Raw genomic sequence first — 22781 nt, 5'->3', positions numbered from 1 at the left:
CCAGCGAAGGGGAGGAGCCGATCAGCGAGGGATCAGTTCTTCGACCTGCAAAATGCCGTAGACCAGCCGGTAGTTGAGCGGCAGGATGCCGTCGCGGCGGGCATAGTGTTTGTCCAGTAATTGCAGACGTTCCCTGCCACCCAGGCCGCCGAGCCGGCCGTTCTTGATGTGCGTCGCGCCGATGCCTTTCAGCGAACGAAGCAGTGACATGACATCAGGAAATCGGGCAACGTGATCGCTGAACGTCACTTCATGACGATACGGCGCACAGGCTTCAGCGATTTTGTCCGGTGTCAGGAACTGATTCACGTGACGCCGGCCATCGACCTTCATCCACGCCGCAGCCAGTTCATTGAGCGAACCTTCTGCCAGGGTAGAAAACAGTACCAGCCCGCCGTTGCGGGTGACCCGGTGCATTTCTTCCAGCGCGCGCGGCAGTGCGTTGCACCACTGCACGGCCAGATTGCTAAAGCAGATGTCGACAGAATTGTCGGCAAACGGCAGACGTTCGATGTCCCCAGGGATATATTCATCGGCTGAATCCAGTTCACGCGCACGGTTCAACATACCTTCGGAGAGATCCAGCGCAAGAACACTCTTGCCCTGCGCCCGCCAGTACCGGCTGAAGTGGCCGGTACCGCAACCCGCATCGACGACAATCTTGCCGGCGTCTTTCAGATACGGCGCAGCCAGCGCCAGTAATTCCTCACCCACATCACGCTGCAACTGTGCGGCGTTTTCATAGCTGATGGCGGCGCGACTGAACGCATCGGCCACTGCTTGTTTGTTCACTAATTCAGTGACTGCACCCATAAAGGGACTCCAGCAAAAAATCGATATCTTCCGGCTCATGCGCCGCCGTCAGGGTAATGCGCAGCCGCGCACTGCCCGGTGGCACCGTCGGTGGACGGATGGCACTGACCCATAATCCGCGCCCGCGAAGCGCCGAAGCCAGATCCAGCGCGGGCTGATTTTCACCCACAATCACCGGCTGGATCGCCGTTTGCGAACCGGTGAGCTGATAGGGCAAACCGGCGGCACCCGCGCGAAAACGCGCAATATTGGCCGCCAGTTTATCACGCAAGCCGTCATCCTGCCGGACTCGTGCCAGTGACGCCTGTAACGCACACACCTGCGCTGCCGGCATCGATGTGCTGTAAATCAGATGGCGGGCGAACTGCAACAAATAATCGGCAGTAGCATCATCACACAGCACCGCCGCGCCGCTGCAGCCGAAAGCTTTTCCGAAGGTAACCACCAGCAGTTCCGGCCTGATGCCCTGCTGCCAGCAACTGCCCCGCCCTTGTTCACCGGTAACACCCACGCCGTGTGCGTCATCGACCATCAGCCAACTGCCGTGTGCCTGGCATAAATGCTGCAGATCAGCCAGCGGTGCCATGTCGCCGTCCATGCTGAATACGCCTTCGGTCACCACCAGCGTTTCACCGGTTACCGGTTTTTCTAACAGGCGTTGCAGGGAATCCGGCTGATTGTGATGAAAACGGCGCAACAGCGAAGGCGCATGCGCTGCGGCTTCCAGCAAAGACGCATGGCTGAGTTTGTCAGCCAGCACGCGATCATCGCTTTGCATCAGCGCCGCGAGAACCGCCTGATTTGCCGCAAAACCGGAGATAAACAGCAACGCACGCGGATATCCCTGCCAGCCGGCCAGCTGTTGCTCAAACTCTGCATGCGCATCGCTGTAACCGGTGACGTGGCCGGAACCGCCGCTGCCGACACCATATCTCTGCGCGCCCTGCTGCCACGCGGCAATCACGTCTGCGTCCTGACTCAGGCCCAGGTAATCGTTACCTGAAAAGTTCAGATAACGCCGTTCGCCCTGCGTCAGGAAGCGTGCGCTGCCGCCCCGGTTTGGCTGCCGTACGCGAAATGCCGCTGCCTGTTTACGTGCGGCTACCGCTTCGTTAATCCGCGTTTGCCAGCTCATCGGTTATACGGCGGCGTTGTAAAACTGGTCGGTATCCGCATGAACCAGCTGTTCAGCCAGCGCGGCCTGCTGCTGGTTATCGCCCATTTCTGTTTCGAATGCCTGCGGGTTAAGCCCCAATTTGCCGAACAGAATTAAGTCTTTGTCTTCCGCCGGGTTTGGCGTGGTCAGCAGTTTACAGCCGTAGAAGATGGAGTTGGCACCGGCCATAAAGCACATTGCCTGGGTCTGCTCGCTCATCTGCTCACGACCGGCGGACAAACGCACATAAGACTGCGGCATCATGATGCGCGCCACCGCGATGGTGCGGATGAAATCAAACGGATCCACATCGTCGTTATCAGCCAGCGGCGTGCCTTTCACTTTCACCAGCATATTGATCGGCACGCTTTCCGGTGGCACCGGCAGGTTCGCCAGTTGCATCAGTAAACCGGCGCGATCTTTCACGGTTTCGCCCAAACCGACAATCCCGCCGGAGCACACTTTAATGCCCGCGCCGCGCACTTCCGCCAGTGTGTCCAGACGTTCCTGATAGCTGCGGGTGGTAATGATGCTGCCGTAAAATTCCGGTGAGGTATCAAGGTTATGGTTGTAGAAATCCAGCCCGGCGTGCGCCAGACGCTGTGCCTGCGTGGTGTTCAGCGTGCCGAGGGTCATGCAGGTTTCCATGCCCATCTCTTTCACACCCTGCACCATTTGTTCAAGGTAGGGCATGTCGCGGTCATGCGGGTTTTTCCACGCCGCGCCCATGCAGAACCGGGTCGAACCGGCGGCTTTCGCCTGACGGGCAGATTCGAGCACCTGCTCGACTTGCATCAGACGTTCAGACTCCAGCCCGGTTTTGTAACGGGAACTCTGCGGGCAATATTTACAGTCTTCCGGACAGGCACCGGTTTTGATCGACAGCAAGGTACTGACCTGAACCTGACGCGGATCGAAATGCTGACGGTGGATTTGCTGCGCCTCGAACATCAGCTCAAGGAATGGCTTATCGAACAGGGCCTGGGTTTTTTCCAGCGTCCAGTGGGTGCGGGTAGTCATTGATGACTTCTCCAAATAATAATCTGTTACCCCTTCATCCTTCAGGCTGCCTAGATGCAATCAGAATGATTTTGGGCTTGATGTTTTCATAATCCGTAAACCATTTTTAATTTGTTTTGGTTTACCGTCAACGTTAAAATTATTTTTTGGTTTACAACTTACCCTCAGCAGGACTCGTTTATGACACCCGCCGATATTGAATTCGACCAGCGCCACATCTGGCACCCGTATACGTCTATGACCAAACCGCTGCCCGCGTATCCGGTCGAATCCGCATCCGGCGTGATGTTACAACTGGCTGATGGCCGCCAGCTGGTGGACGGTATGTCGTCATGGTGGGCAGCGATCCACGGCTACAACCATCCGCAGCTCAATCAGGCGGCCATCGCACAAATCGGAAAAATGTCACATGTCATGTTTGGCGGGATGACTCACCCGCCGGCGATTGCGTTATCCCGTCGTCTGGTAGAGATGACGCCTGCGGGTCTTGAATGTGTATTTCTGGCAGATTCCGGTTCGGTGGCCGTTGAAGTGGCGCTGAAAATGGCGATGCAATACTGGCAGGCGCGCGGCGAAAAACGGCAGACCTTGCTGACCCTGCGCAATGGTTATCACGGCGACACCTTTGGCGCGATGTCGGTCTGTGATCCGCAAAATTCGATGCACAGTTTGTATCAGGGTTATCTGCCACAGCATCTTTTTGCCGATGCGCCGCAGAGCCGTTTTGACGGTGAATGGAATGAGGCGGATATCGCGCCGTTTGCCAACATGCTGGACGAGAATCACCCCAAAATTGCGGCAGTCATTTTAGAACCGGTGGTTCAGGGCGCGGGCGGAATGCGGATTTATCACCCGCTGTATCTCAACCGCGTACGTAAGTTATGCGATGAATACGGCGTGTTGCTGATTGCTGATGAAATTGCCACCGGTTTTGGCCGCACCGGTAAGCTGTTTGCCTGCGATCACGCCGGGATTTCACCGGATATTCTCTGCCTCGGTAAAGCGCTGACCGGCGGCTATATGACACTCTCCGCCACGCTTACCACCCGCCATGTGGCGCAGGTGATCAGCGACGGCGAGGCCGGATGTTTCATGCATGGCCCGACCTTTATGGGTAATCCGCTGGCCTGCGCGGTCGCCAACGCCAGTCTGCATTTACTGGCGGAAAACCGCTGGCAGGCACAGGTACTGAACATTGAAAAGCAGCTGAATGCCGGGTTGCGGCCACTGGCAGAGCATCCGGGCGTTGCTGACGTACGGGTGCTCGGAGCAATAGGTGTGGTGGAAATGCGCCAGCCGGTAGACATGGCGCGGTTGCAGAAGCATTTCGTCGGGCAGGGCGTGTGGATACGTCCGTTCGGTAAACTGATTTATCTGATGCCACCGTACATCATTTCACCTGAAGAACTGAGCAAACTGACCGGTGCCATCGCCAGCGCCCTGACCACACTGTACTGATTAACCTGTACTGACTAACCGGTGCGAGGTGGACAACAGCGCGCTCAGTTTTTCCCGGCTGAGCCGCGCTTCTTCATTAAGAAAATCAATGGCGACTTTCAGCGCGGGTGTCGGGTTTTCCGGATACAACAGCGTATACGATGCCCCGCTTGCCACACACAGCGGGAACGGCGCAATCACCCTTCCCGCCTGCAAATCATCTTCAATTAATGTCAGATCACCTATGGCAACACCATAGCCCTGTAATGCCGAGTTGATCGCCAGATCCAGCGTATCAAAATGCTGCGATTTCGCCGAAGGCAGCCCCTGCACGCCTTCCTCACGCAGCCACAACAACCAGTCGCGACGATCCCGCGTCGGGTGAAGCAACGTTTTATCGGCCAGATCCGCCACTTCCGTTTTCCCTTCATGACGCGGCAGGAAATCCGGGGTACACACCGGCGTCAGCACTTCGTCAAACAGATGATGCGCGCGGCGCTGTGATTCCGGCTGACGCCCGAACACCACGGCGGCATCAAAATGCTCGTTGCTGAAATCCACGCCGTGGGCAATGGAAGCCGTCAGCTCGATCTGCATATCGGGCCTGTCGTTTTGCAACTGAATCACCCGCGGCAGCAACCAGCGCATGGAACAGGTCGGGCATTTAATGCGTAACGTATCCGGGTGCGAACCGACACGTTTCAGGGCTTCGCCCATCAGCGCCAGTGCCTGTTGTACCGGCGGCAACAGCTGTGCCCCGCGCGGAGTCAGCGTCAGCCCGCGGGCCTGACGTAAAAACAACGGATAACCCAGCGTGGCCTCAAGCCCGGTAATCTGGCGGCTGACCGCGCCTTGTGTAATATGCAACAACGATGCCGCATGCGTCAGATTGAGCGTCTGCGCCACCACAGCAAAGGTTTTCAACACATTGAGCGAAGGTAAATTCAGATACGGCAATTCAGGAGAAAAACTCACAGTTACCCCGTTAGGCACATCGCATAGCCATGACTTCAGATCATGACGAGTATGACAAACTTTCCATTGTCGGCACAGGGGAACTGTTGCTTAATCATTCAACACCTTTTTTTACCTTGTCATGGCCACACGGCCTGTTTTTTGGGGAAATGCTATGAAAAGCGCCATGTCGCCCCGGTCAAAATTACCTGACGTCGGCACCACTATTTTTACCGTTATCGGCCAGCTCAGCGCCGAACATAACGCACTGAACCTGTCGCAGGGTGCACCGAATTTCTCATGCCAGCCCGCATTAATCGACAGCGTCGCTAAAGCCATGCGCGAAGGTCATAACCAGTACGCGCCTATGAGCGGCGTGGCGGCATTACGCCATGCGCTGTCCGCCAAAGCCGAAGCGCTTTACGGCTGCAAATATGATGCCGACAGCGAAGTGACGGTCATTGCCAGCGCCAGCGAAGGACTGTATTCCGCCATCAGCGCTCTGGTACATCCGGGCGATGAAGTGATTTATTTCGAACCGTCGTTTGACAGCTACGCACCGATCGTCCGTTTACAGGGGGCAAAGCCGGTGGCTATCGGCCTGTCGATGGACGATTTCAGCATCGACTGGGATCAGGTCGCAAACGCGATCAACAGCCGCACCCGGATGATCATCATTAACAGCCCGCACAACCCGACCGGTGCTATTTTTACGGATGTCGATATCGAACGCCTGACAGCGCTGACTAAAAATACCGATATCGTGATTTTGTCCGATGAAGTGTATGAGCATGTGGTGTTTGACGGCGAGCGCCACGAAAGCATGGCCTGTCATCCGCAACTGGCTGAACGCAGCGTGATTGTGTCGTCTTTTGGCAAAACCTATCACGTCACGGGCTGGCGGGTGGGGTATTGTCTGGCACCGGCAGAGCTGATGGATGAAATCCGCAAAGTCCATCAGTTTATGGTGTTCTCCGCCGACACACCGATGCAGGTGGCCTTTGCCGACGCGCTGGCTGACCCGCAAAGTTATCTGGAACTGGCCGGTTTTTATCAGCAAAAGCGCGACCTGCTGGCCGAAGCCCTCAGCGAATCCCGCTTTGAATTACTGCCAAGCCGTGGCAGTTTCTTTATGCTGGCGCGCTTTAGTCATTTCAGTCCGCTGACGGACGATGAATTTGTGCTGAGCCTGATACGTGATTATCAGATTGCGACCATTCCGCTGTCAGCGTTTTACAGCAATAACAAACCTACCGGGCTTATCCGCCTGAGTTTCGCCAAAGATAACGACACGTTGTACGAAGGCGCACGCCGCCTGTGTCGCGTCTGAGACCGGGTATTTATCTGAATAACGCAGGGGAATTGTGAATAATGAAAAAATTGAAAATCGCATTGCTGTTAGGTTGCGCCGTGGCGTCTTTCTCCGCACTGGCTGACGGTTCCACACTGAAGTTCGGCCTGGAAGCACAATATCCACCGTTTGAATCGAAAAGCGCAACCGGTGAATTACAGGGTTTTGATATTGATCTGGGCAACGCCGTTTGCGCAGCGGCCCGCGTAAAGTGCGACTGGTACGACACCTCGTTCGACGGCCTGATTGCAGCATTGCAGGCCCGTAAATTTGATGCGATTAACTCGGCGATGAACGTCACGGAAAAACGTCGTCAGGCGATTGATTTCACACAAGTCATTTACCGCGTACCGACAAAACTGATCGCCAAAAAAGATTCCGGCCTGCTGCCGACAACTGAGTCACTGAAAGGCAAGCATATCGGCGTATTGCAGGGTTCGATTCAGGAAAGTTATGCGCAGGCGCACTGGGCACCGAAAGGCGTGGATATCGTTTCTTATCAGGATCAGAACCAGGTGTATCTGGATCTGTCATCCGGCCGCCTTGATGGCACGTTAGTACTGGCGCCGGCCGGTCAGAGCGGTTTCCTGTCGCGTCCGGACGGTAAAGATTATGGCTTTGTCGGCGACGCCGTACGTGATGACAAGATCCTCGGCAGCGGCATCGCGTTCGGCCTGCGTAAAGGCGATACCGCGCTGAAAGAGAAACTTGATGCAGCCATCGCTAAGGTGCAGGCAGACGGCGTGGTTAAAGCGCTTTCGAAGAAATACTTTGGTGATATTGATGTGAGCGTAAAATAAAGAAGCTTGTGCTAATGAGCTTTGCTCCTCCCCCTGCGAAAGGGGAAATCGGGTGGAGGTTTTAAGGGCTGACACCCGGCCAAAGCATACTTCAACATTTTGATTTTGATATTAATACTCCACCCCTACCCTCCCCTTCGCAGGGGAGAATACTCAGAATTCCCAATGACTTCTTCGCCAAACGCACCGGCTTGTGGCAATGATTTCTAGTCTTGAGTTAGAAACACGCAGAAAGCTTTCTAAGCAGCCTGTACGGCAGTGAACTGTTGCGTTTTCAGGTTTACTCTTATTTCAGGGAAAAACCCCAGGATTTATTCCAACATGGCATAAACCGCTTCGTCCGATGACTGTTTAGCGTCCTATACTTATTCCCAATTACGTTGACTTTGAATCCCCTTATAAGAAAAAAGGAAGGAACTGATATGCCTCAGTCACAATCTGAAAACCGCCGCATCGTGCTGGCTTCACGTCCTCACGGTAAACCTGTCGATGATAACTTTCGTCTGGAAAAAGCCCCGTTACCGCAAGCCAAAGACGGCCAGTTATTGCTGCGCACCGTCTGGTTGTCACTTGATCCGTACATGCGCGGACGCATGAGCGACGCGCCTTCCTACGCCGCACCGGTGCAAATCGGTGAGGTGATGACCGGTGGTGCAGTTTCCCGCGTGGTGGAATCGAAAAACCCGGATTTCAGACCCGGCGATTTAGTGGTCGGCAGAACCGGCTGGCAGGATTATTCCGTTGCCGATGGCCAGGACGTCAAGAAACTGGAAGGGGCAGCACTCAAACAACCGTCCCTCGCACTGGGTGTATTGGGCATGCCGGGTTTTACCGCTTTTATGGGCCTGCTGGATATCGGTGAACCCAAACCGGGCGAAACGCTGGTCGTGGCTGCCGCGACGGGGCCTGTCGGTTCGCTGGTCGGACAGATTGGTAAGATCAAAGGCTGCCGTGTAATCGGGATTGCCGGTGGCGAAGAAAAATGCCGCTATGCGGTTGAGCATTTCGGTTTCGATGAATGCCTGGATCACCGCGCGCCGGATCTGGATAAACGTCTGAAAGCGGCCTGCCCGGAAGGCATTGATGTGTATTTTGAAAATGTCGGTGGCGCGGTGTTTGATGCCGTGTTGCCGCTGCTCAATACCAAAGCACGTATCCCGCTGTGCGGGCTGGTTTCTCAATATAATGCAACCGGTCTGAAAGATGGTCAGGACCGCCTTTCCTTGCTGACCGGCACCATCCTGAAGAAACGCATGCGTATGCAAGGCTTTATTATTTTTGATGATTACGGCCATCGCTATCCGGAATTTGCAAAACAGATGAGTGAATGGTTTGAACAGGGGAAAGTCAAATTCCGTGAAGATATCGTGGAAGGATTAGAGAATGCTCCGCAGGCGTTCTTTGGTCTGCTTGAGGGTAAAAACTTTGGCAAACTGGTCGTCCGTGTCGGTCAGGACTGATTTATTCTTAACGTCAGCCGGCAACGTCCACAGGAGGTTACATGAAATTACTGATGGTATTGACATCACACGATAAACTCGGTGAAACCGGTAAGAAAACCGGTTTCTGGCTGGAAGAATTTACTGCGCCTTATTACGAATTTCTGGATGCCGGTGCCGAACTGACGCTGGCTTCGCCGAAAGGCGGACAGCCACCGCTCGATCCGAAAAGCGATGAGCCGGATGCGCAGACCGAAACCACCGAACGTTTCCGTAATGATAAAGATGCACAGAAGGTGCTGGCAAACACGCACAAACTTGCTGATGTTAACGCTGATGACTTCGATGCCATTTTTTATCCGGGCGGTCACGGCCCGTTGTGGGATCTGGCTGAAGACCCGCACTCCATCGCGCTGATCCAGGCATTCTGGGCTGCGGGCAAACCGGTCTCTGCGGTCTGCCACGCACCGGGGGTTTTGCGCAATGTACTGGTGGAGGACGGCACGCCGCTGCTGAAAGACAAGCGCGTGACGGGCTTTAGTAACAGCGAAGAAGACGCGGTCGGGCTGACCGATATCGTGCCTTTTTTGGTCGAGGACGAGCTGAAAAAACATGGCGGTGACTACAGTAAGGCGGCAGACTGGCGACCTTATTCCATTACCGACGGAAACCTGATCACCGGGCAGAATCCGGCCTCTTCCAGAGCGGTCGCACAGGCATTGCTGAAATTGCTGGGCGGCGGCGGGGCCGGCAAGTAATCTGACCGTGACTATTTCATCATCTGAAGAGGGTTTTATGGCATTTACACTGACCAGTAATGATCTGCGCGATGGCGAAAAAATGCCGGAAACGCAGGTTTTTAACGGCATGGGCTACAACGGTGACAACCTGTCGCCGCATCTGACCTGGTCCGGCGCGCCTGAGGGCACCAAAAGTTTTGTTATCACCTGCTATGATCCGGATGCCCCGACGGGTTCCGGCTGGTGGCATTGGGGCGTCGCCAATATTCCGGCTGACGTGACCGAATTGCCACAAGGTGCAGGCTCCGGCAAAGGCGGTTTACCCACAGGTGCGGTACAAACCCGCACTGACTTTGGTAAGGCCGGTTATGGCGGCGCAGCCCCTCCGCAGGGCGAACACCATCACTATCATTTCACCGTCTACGCCATCGATACAGAAACGCTGGAAGTCGATGAGAATGCCAGCGGCGCATATCTCGGCTTCAACGTGCACTTCCATACTCTCGGCAAAGCATCACTGACAGTGATATACAGCTGATTCCTGTGGTATAAAAGACGCAGAAAAGGTGGTCAGTTTTTACTGGCCACCGTTTTTTTATTGCGGCGTTTGCTGCAACATTGAAAAAAAGAATAATCTTCTTCATCAAGGAGTCAGTCACAGTGAAAATTTCCACCCTGTCGCGCGCGTGCGCTGTATTGTCTGCCAGTCTTATCCTGGCGGCATGTAGCAGCAGCCATCAAGGCTTATCCAGCCAGGTTGCTCCGGGCACCGCGTCACTGCCCGTGTTATCAGCGGACGAAGCGGCCAATTTTACCACGAAAAATTATCTCGCCTTTGGCGGCCCTTCTTTGCAGGTTCAGCAACAGGGCTGGTTCCCTAAACTGGCAAGCACTGACGGTGTGAAAACCAGTTTCGTGGTGGGCCCGCAGTTAGGCACAGATGGCGCGCAATACTCCAACGTTCAGATGGCGGTAAACGCGGCACTGGCTGTGCGTAACCACGGCGAACGTATCTTCATTAAAATTCTGCCAGGCACGTATAACGGTGCGGTTTACATCCCGGCTGGTGCACCGCCAGTGACCTTATTCGGTGCGGGCAATAGCGCTTCTGATGTTACCCTCGCACAGGGTCTCGAAGCGTCCGCCACTCCGGCAACATACCGTTCAACCGTCAGCCCTAACGGCCAGTTCCTGCCGGGCGATCGCGCGTACTATATGTTCCGGAACTGTGCCACCCTGACCACTGAAACCATCGGCACTGGCTGTACCGCGACCGTCTGGTCACAAAGCAACGGTGTTCAGATACAGAACCTGACTATTGGTAACGCCCTGCTCGATACCGTGGATGCCGGTGATCATTCTGCCGTTGCGCTGCGTACCGATGGTGACAATGTGATTCTGGATAACGTGCGTCTGATTGGCCGCCAGAATACCTTTATGGTCAATACCGCCAACATCCACAACCAGACTGACAACAGCCGTTACAGCCGTGCTTACGTGCATAACAGCCTGATCGTCGGTGATGTGGATTACGTATTTGGCCGCGCTAATGCAGTATTCGATCACGTTGAGTTCCACACTGTCAGCAGCCGTGGCGTGAAACAGGCGTCCATCTTCGCGCCAAACACGCCAGCCGCCGCGCCTTACGGCTTCCTGGTGATCGACAGCAACCTGACCGGTGACCGTGGCTTCGAGCAGGCAGCGAAAGCCAAAATGGGCCGTGCATGGGATGCTGAGGGCGCAAGCAGCCAGCTGGTGATCCGTGACAGCAGCTTCGACAACAGCTATGACCAGATGAATCCGTGGGGCGCTTCCGTCTTCTCCGGGCATCCGTTTGTTGGCAATGTGCCGAAAGATGAAAAACAGCAGCGCAACGTGAATGACACTAACTTCAACCGCCTGTGGCAGTACAACAATGTACTGACTCAGCCTGCGAAGTAATTCAGTCTGATGCCATGAAAAAACCGCCGGGGTGGGCCTCCGGCGGTTTTTTTTCGTTCAGCCTTCTTCTGCCCGTCTTTTAGCGGGTTTCATTACCGAGGCGGAATACTGACACGGTGCGTTCCAGATTCACCGCCTGCTCATCGAGCGAAGCCGCTGCACTGGCTGACTGCTGAACCAGTGCCGAGTTTTGCTGAGTCACGGTATCCATCTCCGCCACGGCCAGCGCAATCTGACTGATGCCGCGACTTTGCTCGTCAGACGCCGACGCAATCTCATGAATGATTTGCGTCACATGACGCACCGAGCCGACGATTTCTTCCATGGTGTCACCGGCTTTCGCCACCAGCTGCGAACCGTTATTGACATTAATCACCGATTTATCGATCAGCCCTTCAATCTCTTTCGCCGCCTGCCCGCTGCGCTGCGCCAGACTGCGCACTTCGCTGGCGACCACCGCAAAACCACGGCCCTGTTCCCCTGCCCGCGCCGCTTCAACCGCAGCGTTAAGCGCCAGAATATTAGTCTGGAAAGCGATGCTGTTGATGACAGTGGTAATTTCCGAAATCTGCTTCGAACTGACAGTGATCTCTTTCATCACACCCACGACATCCGCCACCAGTTTACCGCCCCGCGCCGCCGTGCTGGCAGCATCGGAAGCCAGCTGACTGGCCTGCGCGGCATTGTCGGCGTTCTGTTTCACCGTTGAGGTCAGTTGTTCCATGCTGGCCGCTGTTTGCCCAAGCGCCGCAGCCTGCTCTTCGGTACGGGCTGACAGGTCGATGTTGCCTGCGGCAATTTCACCCGAGGCACGGGTCACCTGCGTTACGCCCTCACGGATATCACCGATGATGCCGTGCAGATTCTGGTTCATGGTTTCAATTGCGCGGCTCAGTTGCCCCACTTCGTCAAAGCTGTGGCTGGTGGTGTGCGTCGAAAGATCACCGGCAGCGATACGTTGTGCAATTTGCAGCGTGTGACGCAACGGGAGCGTCAGCTGCCGGGTCATGCGCCATGAAATCAGCACACCCGTGACTATGGCTGCCACAATGATCACCAGCATTTCGGAAATGGTGCGCGATACTTCCTGGTGAAGACTGTTCATCTCATGATCGAGCAGCGTGTTAGACGCGGAGGTCAGTGCCAGCCCGGCTTCAGCCAAACGGGCGGTGATGTGTTTTGGATCACTGCCTGCCGGAGGATTCAGCGTCTGCTGCCAGCTTTCACGGTAGCGTTGAATATTTGCCGGCATAGTCTCTACCAGGCGCTGATCTTCCGGCTCCCAGGCATACGCCGCCACTTCTCCCAGGCGGGTTTCCAGTTTATCCAGCGCCTGGCGGTTTTCTTCAACAAATTTAGGGTCTTTGCTGGCCATATAGGAAAGCCGGGTAAATTTGGCATCGCTCAGCAGATCGTTAACGGTTTTGAGCAAAGTCGCTTTTTCAGCGCGTTGATTGATGCTGGTCAGATGGTAGATACCGGACACAGCAATAAAGGAGCCCAGAAGCAATACCAGCGCAAATCCTGCACCGAGCTTGTTAGCGATTGTGGCATGGAGAACCCGGCCAGTGATCCCTGAAAGTACATTCATTTACTTCTCCCTGATAACCAAAAAGGACTGATTCTTAAGTGGCAGCGCCACCGCAAAATGAGTGAATAACGGGAGAGTTATCGACCAGCGCTGTTCAACATTTATAGAGACATTAAAATATTTCTAATCAATAGCACGTCTGGCACAGGCAATAAAAAAGCCCCTTATTACAGGAGCTTGATCATTATTTCACGGCGGTATTATTGGTCAGTTAAAAATATAACATTAACAAAACTAACAAGTAACCTATTGTGATTAATTAATTTCCAGAATGCTTACCCACATCGGGCCTTTGCCCACAGGGTAAGTTTTCAGGGTGGTCAGCTGACCGTTTTGTGGATCGATTTTCGCCACTTCAATCGCGTCCGATTTCTGTCCTGCGGTAATCACATACCGGCCAGTGTGATCGATATTGAAACCGCGAGGCTGTGTCTGGGTAGTGTGATGCCCGACCAGCTCAAGCACGCTGCCATCTTCTGACACCGTCAGCACAGAAATCAGGCTGGCAGTCCGGTCTGAGGCGTAGAGGAATTTGCCATCCGGCGTGATGTGCAAATCAGCAGCCCAGCAGGTGCCGGTGAAATCAGCGGGCATAATCCCCAGCGTCTGCACCTGACGGTATTCGCCGCTGGTGACGTCTTTCTGGTACACGTCCACGCTGCTGTTCAGTTCATTTACACAGTAGGCAAAATGATGATTCGGGTGGAATGCCATATGACGCGGGCCCGCACCCGCTGCAGTTTTCAGCTCCGGCGCGGCGTGCGGCGTCGCTTCGCCGTTGGCACTGAAGTCGAACTGGCGGATGCGATCTTCTTTCAGCGCAGGGATCATCAGTACCTGATTGGTCGGGTCGATATTGGCGGAGTGCGGAGCCTGGATATTTTCCAGCACCTGTACAGGCGCAAGCGCGAGCCCTTTTTCATCCAGCGGATGAATGCTGACATTATTAAAACTGTAGGACGCGGAGAACACAAAACGTCCCTGAAGGTCGATCCCCAGATGCGTCGGACTGCCCGGCAATGGGGCCATCGCAGCTTCTTCCAGTTTACCTTCATGGTCAATGCGGTAGGTCAGCACACCAAACTCAGGGCGCACGCCAACATACAGACGATGGCCGTCAGGATGAATCACCATCGGCTGAACCTGTCCCGGAACTTCCACCGTTTGTAGCAGGCTCAGTTCACCCTTGTCTGCCAGACGAAAAGCGTGGATTTGCTGGCTCTCAGGGCTGGCAACGTAGACGACTTGCTTCATCACATCTCCTTATTAAGAATCAAATAGTTGTAATACCCAAAATAGTTCGAGTTGCAGGAAGACAAGCGCAGCCAACGTATCTGCAACTTGAAATATGCCGGGTATTAAAGCGTAGCTCAGGTTACCACGATACGGCGACCCCTTTGGTGCCGGATACGCAGTTTAATTAGCAGGCTAAAAAAGGTAACATGGCGATAATTTCCCCGATTCCCCCTCACTTACGATGGACTGCTCATGACTTATCGCATTATTGCGCTCGACCTCGACGGGACGCTGCTGGACCGCCAAAAACGTATCCTTCCTGAATCCCTTGCCGCGCTGGCAGATGCCCGTGCACAAGGGGTCAAAGTCGTCGTCGTGACCGGACGCCATCATGTGGCCATCCATCCCTTTTATCAGGCATTGCAGCTCGATACACCTGCTATCTGCTGTAACGGCACGTATTTATATGATTATCAGGCACGTAAGGTTTTAACCTCCGATCCGCTGGATCCGGTCAAAGCCAAAAAAGTGATCGACTTGCTGGAATATCACGGCATCCACGGTCTGTTATATGTTGATGACGCCATGCTGTATCAGCAGCCGAGCGGCCACGTCAGCCGTTCCATTGCCTGGGGGCAAACCCTGCCGGAACATCAGCGTCCGAACATTATTCAGGTTAACAGCCTGCGCGAAGCCGCTGACAACGCACAGTCAGTCTGGAAATTTGCCACATCGCATCAGGATCTCGATACCCTGCACACCTTTGCCGCACAGGTAGAAAATGAGCTGGGTCTGGCCTGTGAATGGTCATGGCATGATCAGGTTGATGTTGCAAAAGGAGGCAACAGCAAAGGCCGCCGCTTGCAGGAATGGGTCGAATCTCAGGGCATGACCATGCAGGATGTGGTGGCGTTCGGTGATAACTACAACGACCTGAGCATGCTGGAAAATGTCGGTCTTGGCGTGGCGATGGGCAATGCAGATGATGCTATCAAAGAACGTGCGGCGCTGGTGATTGGTGACCACGAAACACCGGGAATCGCTGAGGTTATCCGCAACAAAGTGCTGAATTAACCGTTACCGGTGCACCTTCCTCTGCTACAGAGGAAGGTGTTTTTTGCAGGCTTATCCGTCAGTTTCCAACGTCTTATTCCTGACCGGCCGGACGGTACGGGGGATTAATCGCCTGTTTTCGTCATAATACCGGCTGGGCCAGATCACCGAAGGAGGTATATCCAGAGCCTGAGCGATGATCATTTCCCCTTTCGGCCACGGACGCGCCAGTGCATTGGCCAGTGTCGACGAACCTAAACCGGCTTGCCTTGAGAGCGCCGCCAGTGAGGTTCTTTTCTTACGTAATGCGGCAATAATATCCGCCGGATGCCAGTCATTTTCCATTTTTCATCCTTCTTCCTTTGTTGTTAGTTCAGCTAACTGAATTGTGAATTACACTGACACATAACAATGTCCAGTAACTCTAAACAACAATAATGTTAAGTGATGCTAAACATAACGTCAATACGGTTTCTATGGTTATTGATAATGATCCCACATCGACTGAAATCCGCGCGGGCAAAAGCCAGGCTTACGCAGGAAAAATTGGGTGTTTTGGCCGGAATAGATGAGAGCACGGCGCGTTCGCGTGTATCGCAATATGAAAACGGCACGTACAGCCCGAACTTTGACACCATGTGTCATTTTGCCCGCGTGCTTAACGTGCCGGAATGTTACTTTTATATTCTCGATGACGCGTTTGCCGAACAGGTTCTGGTGCTTTATGCCGCTTTTAATCCGTCAGAAAAGTAAGGCGCAGTACGCTTAACGATTAACTGACACGCTCTTGATCTGCGCATACAGCCATTGTCCTGCGCGGATCATCAGTTCGTCGCGCGCCCACGGCGTGATCCGCGCCCAGATGATATGATCGGCCATCGCCAGTTTGACCTCCACCTGATTTCCCAGATCCAGACATTCCAGCACTTTTGCCGGCAGAATGTTGCGGATACTGCTGTTGTTCGCCGTCGGTTGCAATACCAGAGAAACGTCCGTGGCATTCACGCGTATACGCAGCGCCGTGCCGGGTACTTCTTCGACTTTACTGATCCATAAACGCTGATCGCCAACCGCCAGCGCCGTCATTTCATAGCGCGGATGATGTTCAAGCACGCTGACATTCAGCACACTGCTTTGCTCTTCTTTGGGCAACCACGGACGCATCACATTGCTTGCCCACACCTCTTCCAACGTTCCCATGGCCAGCACCTTACCGCTGTCGAGTACCAGCACTTTTTCTGCCAGACGTAAAATCTCATCCAGACTGTGCGTCACATACAAAATCGGAATGCTGATTTCCTGCGCCAGACGCTCCAGGTAAGGCATCAGTTCGCGTTTACGCGGAATATCGAGCGCGGCCAGCGGCTCATCCATCAGCAAAATTTCCGGTGCTGTCAGCAGTGCCCGGCCGATTGCCACGCGCTGTTTCTCACCGCCGGACAGCGTAAGCGGGAAGCGATCCAGCAAAGGCGCGATGCCGAGCAAACGCACGATATTATCGAATTGTCCGCGCATCGACGGCGCCATGCCATATTGCAGATTACCTTTCACGCGGTAATGCGGAAACAGGCGCGCATCCTGAAAAACATAGCCGATGCGACGTTTTTCGGGCGGCAGGAAAATGTTGTTTTGCCGGTCGGATAAAACGCGACCGTTCAACGTTATGCGGCCACTGTCAGGCCGGGTGAGGCCACCGATGGCATTAATGAGCGAGGTTTTCCCCGCACCTGACAAGCCGAAAATGGCCGTTATTCCCTGCGCCGGTAAGGTCTGCGTCACCTGTAATTTCAGGCTACCCAGCGTCTGGCTGAAATCGAGTTCAAGCATGTCAGCCTCCCAGCCGGATACGGCTGCGTTTTGCCAGCCAGTCAGAAATCAGCAGTGCAGCCAGAGACAGCAGGATCGCCAACACACACAGCCGCGCGGCAGCCCCTTCCGCACCCGGTGTTTCAATCAGGGTATACATTGCCAGAGGAATGGTACGGGTCTCACCCGGAATATTCGAAACGAAGGTGATGGTTGCGCCAAATTCGCCCAGCGAACGTGCAAACGCCAGCACTATGCCGACAATGACACCTGGTGTGGAAAGCGGCAGTGTGAGGGTGAAAAACACCCGCCACGGTGACGCGCCGAGCGTGCGGGCAGCAAGTTCAAGTTTAGGGTCAACGGCCTCCAGCGACTGGCGGATCGCACGCACCATCAACGGAAATGCTACCACCGCTGAGGCCAGCACCGCACCGTGCCAGCTAAAACTGAAGCTGAAACCAAACCATTCGTACAGTCGCTGGCCAATAAAACCACGACGCCCCATCACCACCAGCAACAGATAACCAATCACCACCGGCGGTAATACCAGGGGCAAATGAATAATGCTGTCGAGCAGGGATTTACCGGGGAAACGGCCACGGGCCAGAATCCACGCCATCAGAATACCAAGCGGCAGACTGCAAACAACGGCCAGGCTCGATACTTTCAGACTGAGAAGTACCGCCTGCCACTCATATTCACTCAACATCATGTCGGTTTCTTAATCCTGAATTTATGTGTCGCAGAGATGAAATATCGGCAAAAATGTCGAAGGCTTTAATACCCATCAAAGTATAGAGAATCACACACGGGGAAAGAAACAGAGAGGAAAAGATAAAGCCTGCGCAGTGCGGGAGGGCCTTATCTGTTTTCAGCAACAGCGATGAACTCAGCCGCGAGGCGTGAAACCGTATTTTTTGAAGATTTCAGCCGCTGCCGGCGTTTTCAGATAATCATAAAAACCGCTGACTGTCGCATTTTCGTGCCCCTTAACAATGGCCATCGGATACTCAACTGGCTTATGGCTCGATGCCGGGAAAACACCGACCACTTTGACTTTCTTACTGGCCACTGCGTCAGAACCATACACAATGCCCACCGGTGCCTCTTCACGTTCTACCAGCGCCATGGCCGCACGGACGTCGCTGGCGCGCGCCAGTTTAGGTTCCACCGTGGTCCAGGCTCCCAGTTTTTGCAGCGCTTCTTTGGCATAAATCCCGGCCGGGACATGATCCGGGTCCCCCACCGCCAGGCGGCTGTCGCCCAACAGTTTGGTCCATTCAGTTTTCTCTGAGATGTCGACTTTGTTGATTTTGCTGCCGGCCGCCGAAATCAGCACCAGCTCGTTACCCAGCAACGTATAACGGGTGTTATCCACCATTTGCTGTTTGCTGATGGCATAATCCATCCACTGCTGATCGGCAGAAATAAACATATCTGCCGGAGCGCCTTGCTCTATCTGACGGGCCAGTGTGGAAGATGAGGCGAAAGATGAGACAACCTGCACGCCTTTTTCTTTCTGATACTGCGTTGCAATATCCTGCAATGCGTTGGTCAGTGATGCGGCGGCAAACACAGTGATTTTCTCTGCTGCCTGAGCCTGAACACCAAGTCCTGCTACCAGAACGGTCGCGGTGAATACTTTGCCCCATTGATATGTCATCGTTTTCCTTCGCCTTTGTGAAAAAATGTTTCGTTATGTAATCCTTAATATAACGCAGCAGGAAACGATGTCATGCATTTTTAGGAGCAAGGGGCGGATAACCTATGGTTTTTTGATCTGAACGATAAAAAGAAAACCCGGCGCGATGGCCGGGTTCCGGAAAAAAGCTCATTAATCAGTAATGAGGCTTCTCACGGGATTCTTTAGAGTGACCCACGTGGGAGATGATATTGAATACTTCGCCAAGCCCCCAGATCAGGCCCAGGATCACAGCGATGAAAACCGGTACCATGACGGCAGCGAAAATCAAACTTTCTAATAATTCTAACATGATAGCCTCACTTAACTGGCTGAATCGCCCTGAGGCGATGTTGGACTTCGTACATGAAGCCAAAAACGAAAAATCAAACTGTTGCGGATAATAACAGCACGGGACGGTAATTACTTTAGCATTTCGCCAACTTGCCTGCCTGCTGGTTTAGCGGCGACAATAAGCCCTCATTCTCACAAGGAAGCTGCGATGCAAGCCGAAATTCTCTTAACCCTTAAACTTCAGCAACGTTTGTTTGCCGATCCGCGCCGCATTGAATTACTGCGGCAGGTGCGCCAGACCGGTTCAATCAGTCAGGGGGCCAGGCTCGCGAACATCAGTTACAAAAGTGCCTGGGATGCCATCAATGAAATGAATCAGCTTGCCGATCAGACGCTGGTCGATCGCAGCACCGGCGGCAAAGGTGGGGGTGGCGCGGTGCTGACGGCATACGGCGAGCGTCTGATCCAGCTTTATGAATTACTGGCACAAATTCAGCAAAAAGCCTTCGACGTGCTGAAAGAAGATTCGCTCCCTCTCGACAGTTTGCTGGCGGCTATTTCACGTTTCTCCCTGCAAACCAGTGCGCGCAACCAGTTCTTCGGCAATGTCATTGAGCGCGGGTACAGCATCGTTCAGCAGCATATTGATGTCCTGCTGGCTGATGGCAAAACAAGGATCCGCGCAGCGGTCACTGAACAAAGCGCCGACCGTCTGGCGTTAACGCCCGGTAAAGAAGTCCTGGTGCTGATCAAAGCGCCATGGATCACGCTGAGCATGCAGGCTGATCACCCGCATAACGCCTTGCAGGGCGATATCACCCACATCCAGCGCGGTGAAAACAGCAGCGAAGTGCTGATGAAGCTCCAGGGCAGTGAAATATTATGTGCGACAGTGCCAAATGCCGAAGCCGACAAACTGACACTGAAAACCGGCCAGAGCGTTTTCGCACAATTTGATGACGACAAAGTAATCCTTGCCACCTTATGCTAAAAAAATAAGTTAATCAGGATCTTGCAAAATCAGCGTTTTCATTTTGCAGATTTGTCAATTGACTTGCGAAGATGCAGCGCTTATCCCTTGTTTTATAATCATTTGAAAATGAGAGATTAAATATGTCGTCGTTGCATATCTCGCAAGGCGTTTTCCGCCTCAGCGATACCCGGACCCTCACACTTTCTGATCTCACTGTTCGTCAGACAGACAGTTGGGCGTTTGTCGGCTCCAATGGCAGCGGAAAATCCGCACTGGCACGTGCGCTGGCAGGCGATTTAACCCTGCTGAAAGGCACCCGGAAAAACAGTTTCCCGCATATCGTTCGCCTTTCATTCGAGCAATTACAAAAACTGGTCGCCGATGAATGGCAGCGTAACAACACTGATTTACTGAGTGAAGGTGAAGACGATACCGGCCGCACTACTGCTGAAATTATTCAGGATGAAGTGCGTGATCCGGCCCGCTGTGCGGCCCTTGCCGAACAGTTTGGTATTGAGAAATTGCTTGACCGTCGCTTCAAATATTTATCGACCGGCGAAACGCGCAAAACCCTGCTGTGTCAGGTGCTGATGCAAAAACCCGATTTGCTGGTGCTGGATGAGCCGTTCGACGGCCTCGACGTCAACGCCCGCGCCCAGCTGGCACAGTTGCTGGAAACCTTATCCGGCGAAGGCCAGACGATGGTGCTGGTGCTTAACCGCTTTGACGACATTCCTGCGTTTGTGAAAAATGTCGGCGTGCTGGCTGACTGCACGCTGGCCTCTGTAGGGCCGCGAGAACAGGTGATGGCTGATGCGCTGGTTGCCCAACTGGCACACAGTGAAAGCCTGAACGGTATGGCCGTGCCGGAAGCAGAAGATCCCACCGCACGTATCAGCCCGCCTGCCGGCAGTCCGTTAATCGTGCTGCGTGACGGCGTAGTGCAGTACAACGACCAGCCGATTTTGCACCATCTGAGCTGGCAGGTGGATCACGGCCAGCACTGGCAGATCACCGGCCAGAACGGTGCAGGAAAATCCACCTTACTGAGCCTTATCACCGGCGATCACGCACAGGGCTACAGCAATGACCTGACGCTGTTCGGCCGCCGTCGCGGCAGCGGTGAAACCATCTGGGACATCAAGCGTCATATTGGCTATGTCAGCAGCAGCCTGCATCTGGATTACCGCGTCAGCACCAGCGTGCGCAATGTTATTACTTCCGGCTTCTTCGATTCGATCGGTATTTATCAGGCGGTATCCGACCGGCAGAAATTACTCACCTCCCAATGGCTGGAATTGCTCGGGCTGGAAGGTGATGCCGGTGATACCCCGTTCCACAGTTTATCCTGGGGACAACAGCGTCTGGCGCTGATTGCCCGCGCACTGGTCAAGCATCCGGCGCTGTTAATTCTTGATGAACCGTTACAGGGGCTGGATCCGATCAACCGTCAGCTGGTGCGCCGCTTTGTCGATATCCTGATCGGCGAAGGTGAAACTCAGTTGCTGTTTGTTTCGCATCATGCGGAAGATGCGCCGCAATGCATTACCCATCGTCTGAGCTTTATTCCTGACGGTGAAATCTACCGTTATCAGATTGACATACTGTAACGTTATTTCGCTTCCTCTTTGCGGGGATCATCAGTGCAGTCACTACGCCCGCCAGCGCCAGTGCCGCCAGCAATGAATACCCGTTTTCAATGCCCTGCCGGCCGGGATTATTTTTCAGCAGCAGTGTGAGCAGTGCCAGCATCACCAGGGCGCTGCTTACCCGAACCCAACCTCCCAGACGGGATGCATAATGATATTCATCACCGGTGAGCTGATCCCTTTCTGTTGCGGCGGCCTGACGGGCTATGCCCGCGCCGAATCCGGTCAGTAACATACCCGGCAGCAGCACCAGCCCGAAAGCAGGCATTATTGCCATCACCCCCAGCCCGCACGCCGCAATCATAAAACCCCACAGCAAGAGGCTGGCAGAGGTGGCATTCCGCCCGAGTTTTTCGCCGAACGCTTTGCCCGACACCATCATCAGCAATAAGGTAGCAAAGCAGAGAATAATGCCCGGCCCGCCGAATCCGTAAATCTGATACATCGTCACCGCCAGCAGGAACCACGCAGCACAGGTGACTGCCGTAACGAAAATACCGGTCCAAAAACTTATTTGCAGGGGCAACGAAGCCCGCAAATGACGCGGCATCAGGGGTTGAGGGTGGTAACGCTCGCTGATGATAAACAACACAAAAAACAGTGCGGCGGCTCCCGCCAGCGCGTGGGACAGCGGTGTATCCAGCCCGTTAAAGCCGACATTCAGCAGCGTCAGCACCAGGTGCAGCACAAACAATATGCCCGATGCTGGTGACAACCACCGCGCAGGTGATTTTTTGGCGTTCATAACAGTTCCTTTATCAGCATTCCGCAGTATAAAAGATGAATCTTATTCATCCATATCATGTTGATAAAAGAGCTTACACCGCCTAATTTAGATGATTCAACG

General features: G+C 54.1%; 23 protein-coding genes. 11 read left to right on the top strand and 12 right to left on the bottom strand.

Going from position 1 to position 22781, the window contains the following annotated elements; genetic code table 11:
• Positions 1–21: 21 nt before the first annotated feature.
• From bioC to bioB, 3 genes are read right to left on the bottom strand one after another with little or no spacing between them, the layout of a single operon-like run.
• The gene (gene bioC / locus ACOZIO_RS19125; protein ID WP_217139294.1) at positions 22–813 is read right to left on the bottom strand and encodes a malonyl-ACP O-methyltransferase BioC; all 792 of its coding nucleotides are present in this window, start codon (positions 811–813) and stop codon (positions 22–24) included.
• Entirely contained in the window at positions 797–1948 is a 1152-nt protein-coding gene (gene bioF / locus ACOZIO_RS19120; protein WP_129951972.1) for an 8-amino-7-oxononanoate synthase, read from the bottom strand. The genes bioC and bioF overlap by 17 nt, the downstream gene beginning before the upstream one ends.
• Positions 1949–1951: 3 nt before the next feature.
• The gene (gene bioB, locus ACOZIO_RS19115; RefSeq protein ID WP_129990555.1) at positions 1952–2989 is read right to left on the bottom strand and encodes a biotin synthase BioB; all 1038 of its coding nucleotides are present in this window, start codon (positions 2987–2989) and stop codon (positions 1952–1954) included.
• A 180-nt stretch (positions 2990–3169) separates the two neighbouring features.
• Between bioB and bioA the strand changes: the two genes are divergently transcribed.
• The gene (bioA, locus tag ACOZIO_RS19110; protein ID WP_421595589.1) at positions 3170–4447 is read left to right on the top strand and encodes an adenosylmethionine--8-amino-7-oxononanoate transaminase; all 1278 of its coding nucleotides are present in this window, start codon (positions 3170–3172) and stop codon (positions 4445–4447) included.
• Here bioA and ACOZIO_RS19105 read toward each other — a convergent pair whose 3' ends face one another.
• Positions 4448–5401 (bottom strand): LysR substrate-binding domain-containing protein, encoded by a 954-nt coding sequence (locus tag ACOZIO_RS19105; protein WP_217139296.1) that lies wholly within the window; start codon positions 5399–5401, stop codon positions 4448–4450.
• Positions 5402–5555: 154 nt separating this feature from the next.
• On the opposite strand from ACOZIO_RS19105, the gene ACOZIO_RS19100 reads away from it, so the two are divergent.
• From ACOZIO_RS19100 to ACOZIO_RS19075, 6 genes are all read left to right on the top strand, one after another.
• Complete coding sequence (locus ACOZIO_RS19100; RefSeq protein ID WP_129990557.1) at positions 5556–6710, top strand: methionine aminotransferase; 1155 nt, start codon at positions 5556–5558, stop codon at positions 6708–6710.
• A gap of 41 nt (positions 6711–6751) precedes the next feature.
• On the top strand, positions 6752–7531 hold the full coding sequence (locus ACOZIO_RS19095) for an ABC transporter substrate-binding protein (protein ID WP_129990558.1): 780 nt from the start codon (positions 6752–6754) through the stop codon (positions 7529–7531).
• A gap of 422 nt (positions 7532–7953) precedes the next feature.
• Complete coding sequence (locus ACOZIO_RS19090; protein WP_129990559.1) at positions 7954–8991, top strand: NADP-dependent oxidoreductase; 1038 nt, start codon at positions 7954–7956, stop codon at positions 8989–8991.
• A 41-nt stretch (positions 8992–9032) separates the two neighbouring features.
• Entirely contained in the window at positions 9033–9728 is a 696-nt protein-coding gene (locus tag ACOZIO_RS19085; RefSeq protein ID WP_129951979.1) for a type 1 glutamine amidotransferase domain-containing protein, read from the top strand.
• A 37-nt stretch (positions 9729–9765) separates the two neighbouring features.
• The gene (locus tag ACOZIO_RS19080) at positions 9766–10248 is read left to right on the top strand and encodes a kinase inhibitor (RefSeq protein ID WP_421595588.1); all 483 of its coding nucleotides are present in this window, start codon (positions 9766–9768) and stop codon (positions 10246–10248) included.
• A 122-nt stretch (positions 10249–10370) separates the two neighbouring features.
• The gene (locus tag ACOZIO_RS19075; protein WP_217139300.1) at positions 10371–11651 is read left to right on the top strand and encodes a putative acyl-CoA thioester hydrolase; all 1281 of its coding nucleotides are present in this window, start codon (positions 10371–10373) and stop codon (positions 11649–11651) included.
• A 79-nt stretch (positions 11652–11730) separates the two neighbouring features.
• Here the strand turns inward: ACOZIO_RS19075 and ACOZIO_RS19070 are convergent, their stop codons facing one another.
• Both ACOZIO_RS19070 and pgl read right to left on the bottom strand, forming a co-directional pair.
• Positions 11731–13242: a methyl-accepting chemotaxis protein gene (locus tag ACOZIO_RS19070; RefSeq protein WP_421595587.1), complete on the bottom strand. Its 1512-nt coding sequence runs from the start codon at positions 13240–13242 to the stop codon at positions 11731–11733.
• A 255-nt stretch (positions 13243–13497) separates the two neighbouring features.
• Complete coding sequence (gene pgl, locus ACOZIO_RS19065; RefSeq protein ID WP_129951983.1) at positions 13498–14496, bottom strand: 6-phosphogluconolactonase; 999 nt, start codon at positions 14494–14496, stop codon at positions 13498–13500.
• A gap of 234 nt (positions 14497–14730) precedes the next feature.
• On the opposite strand from pgl, the gene ACOZIO_RS19060 reads away from it, so the two are divergent.
• Entirely contained in the window at positions 14731–15552 is an 822-nt protein-coding gene (locus ACOZIO_RS19060; protein WP_129951984.1) for a pyridoxal phosphatase, read from the top strand.
• A gap of 51 nt (positions 15553–15603) precedes the next feature.
• Here the strand turns inward: ACOZIO_RS19060 and ACOZIO_RS19055 are convergent, their stop codons facing one another.
• A complete protein-coding gene (locus ACOZIO_RS19055) occupies positions 15604–15876 on the bottom strand; it encodes a helix-turn-helix domain-containing protein (RefSeq protein WP_129951985.1) in 273 nt (90 codons plus the stop codon).
• Positions 15877–16020: 144 nt separating this feature from the next.
• Here ACOZIO_RS19055 and ACOZIO_RS19050 point away from each other — a divergent pair, with 144 nt between their 5' ends.
• On the top strand, positions 16021–16284 hold the full coding sequence (locus ACOZIO_RS19050) for a helix-turn-helix transcriptional regulator (protein ID WP_217139303.1): 264 nt from the start codon (positions 16021–16023) through the stop codon (positions 16282–16284).
• A 12-nt stretch (positions 16285–16296) separates the two neighbouring features.
• On the opposite strand, the gene modC is transcribed toward ACOZIO_RS19050, so the two are convergent.
• The 4 genes from modC to ACOZIO_RS19030 form a co-directional block, all read right to left on the bottom strand.
• Entirely contained in the window at positions 16297–17358 is a 1062-nt protein-coding gene (gene modC, locus ACOZIO_RS19045) for a molybdenum ABC transporter ATP-binding protein ModC (protein WP_129951987.1), read from the bottom strand.
• Position 17359: 1 nt separating this feature from the next.
• The gene (modB, locus tag ACOZIO_RS19040; RefSeq protein WP_129951988.1) at positions 17360–18049 is read right to left on the bottom strand and encodes a molybdate ABC transporter permease subunit; all 690 of its coding nucleotides are present in this window, start codon (positions 18047–18049) and stop codon (positions 17360–17362) included.
• Positions 18050–18226: 177 nt separating this feature from the next.
• Positions 18227–19000, bottom strand: coding sequence for a molybdate ABC transporter substrate-binding protein (modA, locus tag ACOZIO_RS19035; RefSeq protein WP_421595586.1), 774 nt, complete (start codon positions 18998–19000; stop codon positions 18227–18229).
• A gap of 175 nt (positions 19001–19175) precedes the next feature.
• A complete protein-coding gene (locus ACOZIO_RS19030; RefSeq protein WP_129951990.1) occupies positions 19176–19331 on the bottom strand; it encodes an AcrZ family multidrug efflux pump-associated protein in 156 nt (51 codons plus the stop codon).
• Between the two features lie 189 nt (positions 19332–19520).
• Between ACOZIO_RS19030 and modE the strand changes: the two genes are divergently transcribed.
• Positions 19521–20303 (top strand): molybdenum-dependent transcriptional regulator, encoded by a 783-nt coding sequence (gene modE / locus ACOZIO_RS19025; RefSeq protein WP_421595585.1) that lies wholly within the window; start codon positions 19521–19523, stop codon positions 20301–20303.
• A gap of 122 nt (positions 20304–20425) precedes the next feature.
• Entirely contained in the window at positions 20426–21895 is a 1470-nt protein-coding gene (modF, locus tag ACOZIO_RS19020) for a molybdate ABC transporter ATP-binding protein ModF (RefSeq protein WP_129990564.1), read from the top strand.
• Here the strand turns inward: modF and ACOZIO_RS19015 are convergent.
• Positions 21849–22679: a hypothetical protein gene (locus ACOZIO_RS19015; RefSeq protein ID WP_129990565.1), complete on the bottom strand. Its 831-nt coding sequence runs from the start codon at positions 22677–22679 to the stop codon at positions 21849–21851. The genes modF and ACOZIO_RS19015 overlap by 47 nt on opposite strands.
• Positions 22680–22781 lie beyond the last annotated feature (102 nt).

Origin of the sequence: Rahnella sp. PD4 (assembly GCF_049199325.1) — a bacterium.
In the GTDB taxonomy this organism is placed as follows: Bacteria; Pseudomonadota; Gammaproteobacteria; order Enterobacterales; family Enterobacteriaceae; genus Rahnella; species Rahnella perminowiae.
This window is presented reverse-complemented; position numbering and strand designations above follow the sequence as displayed.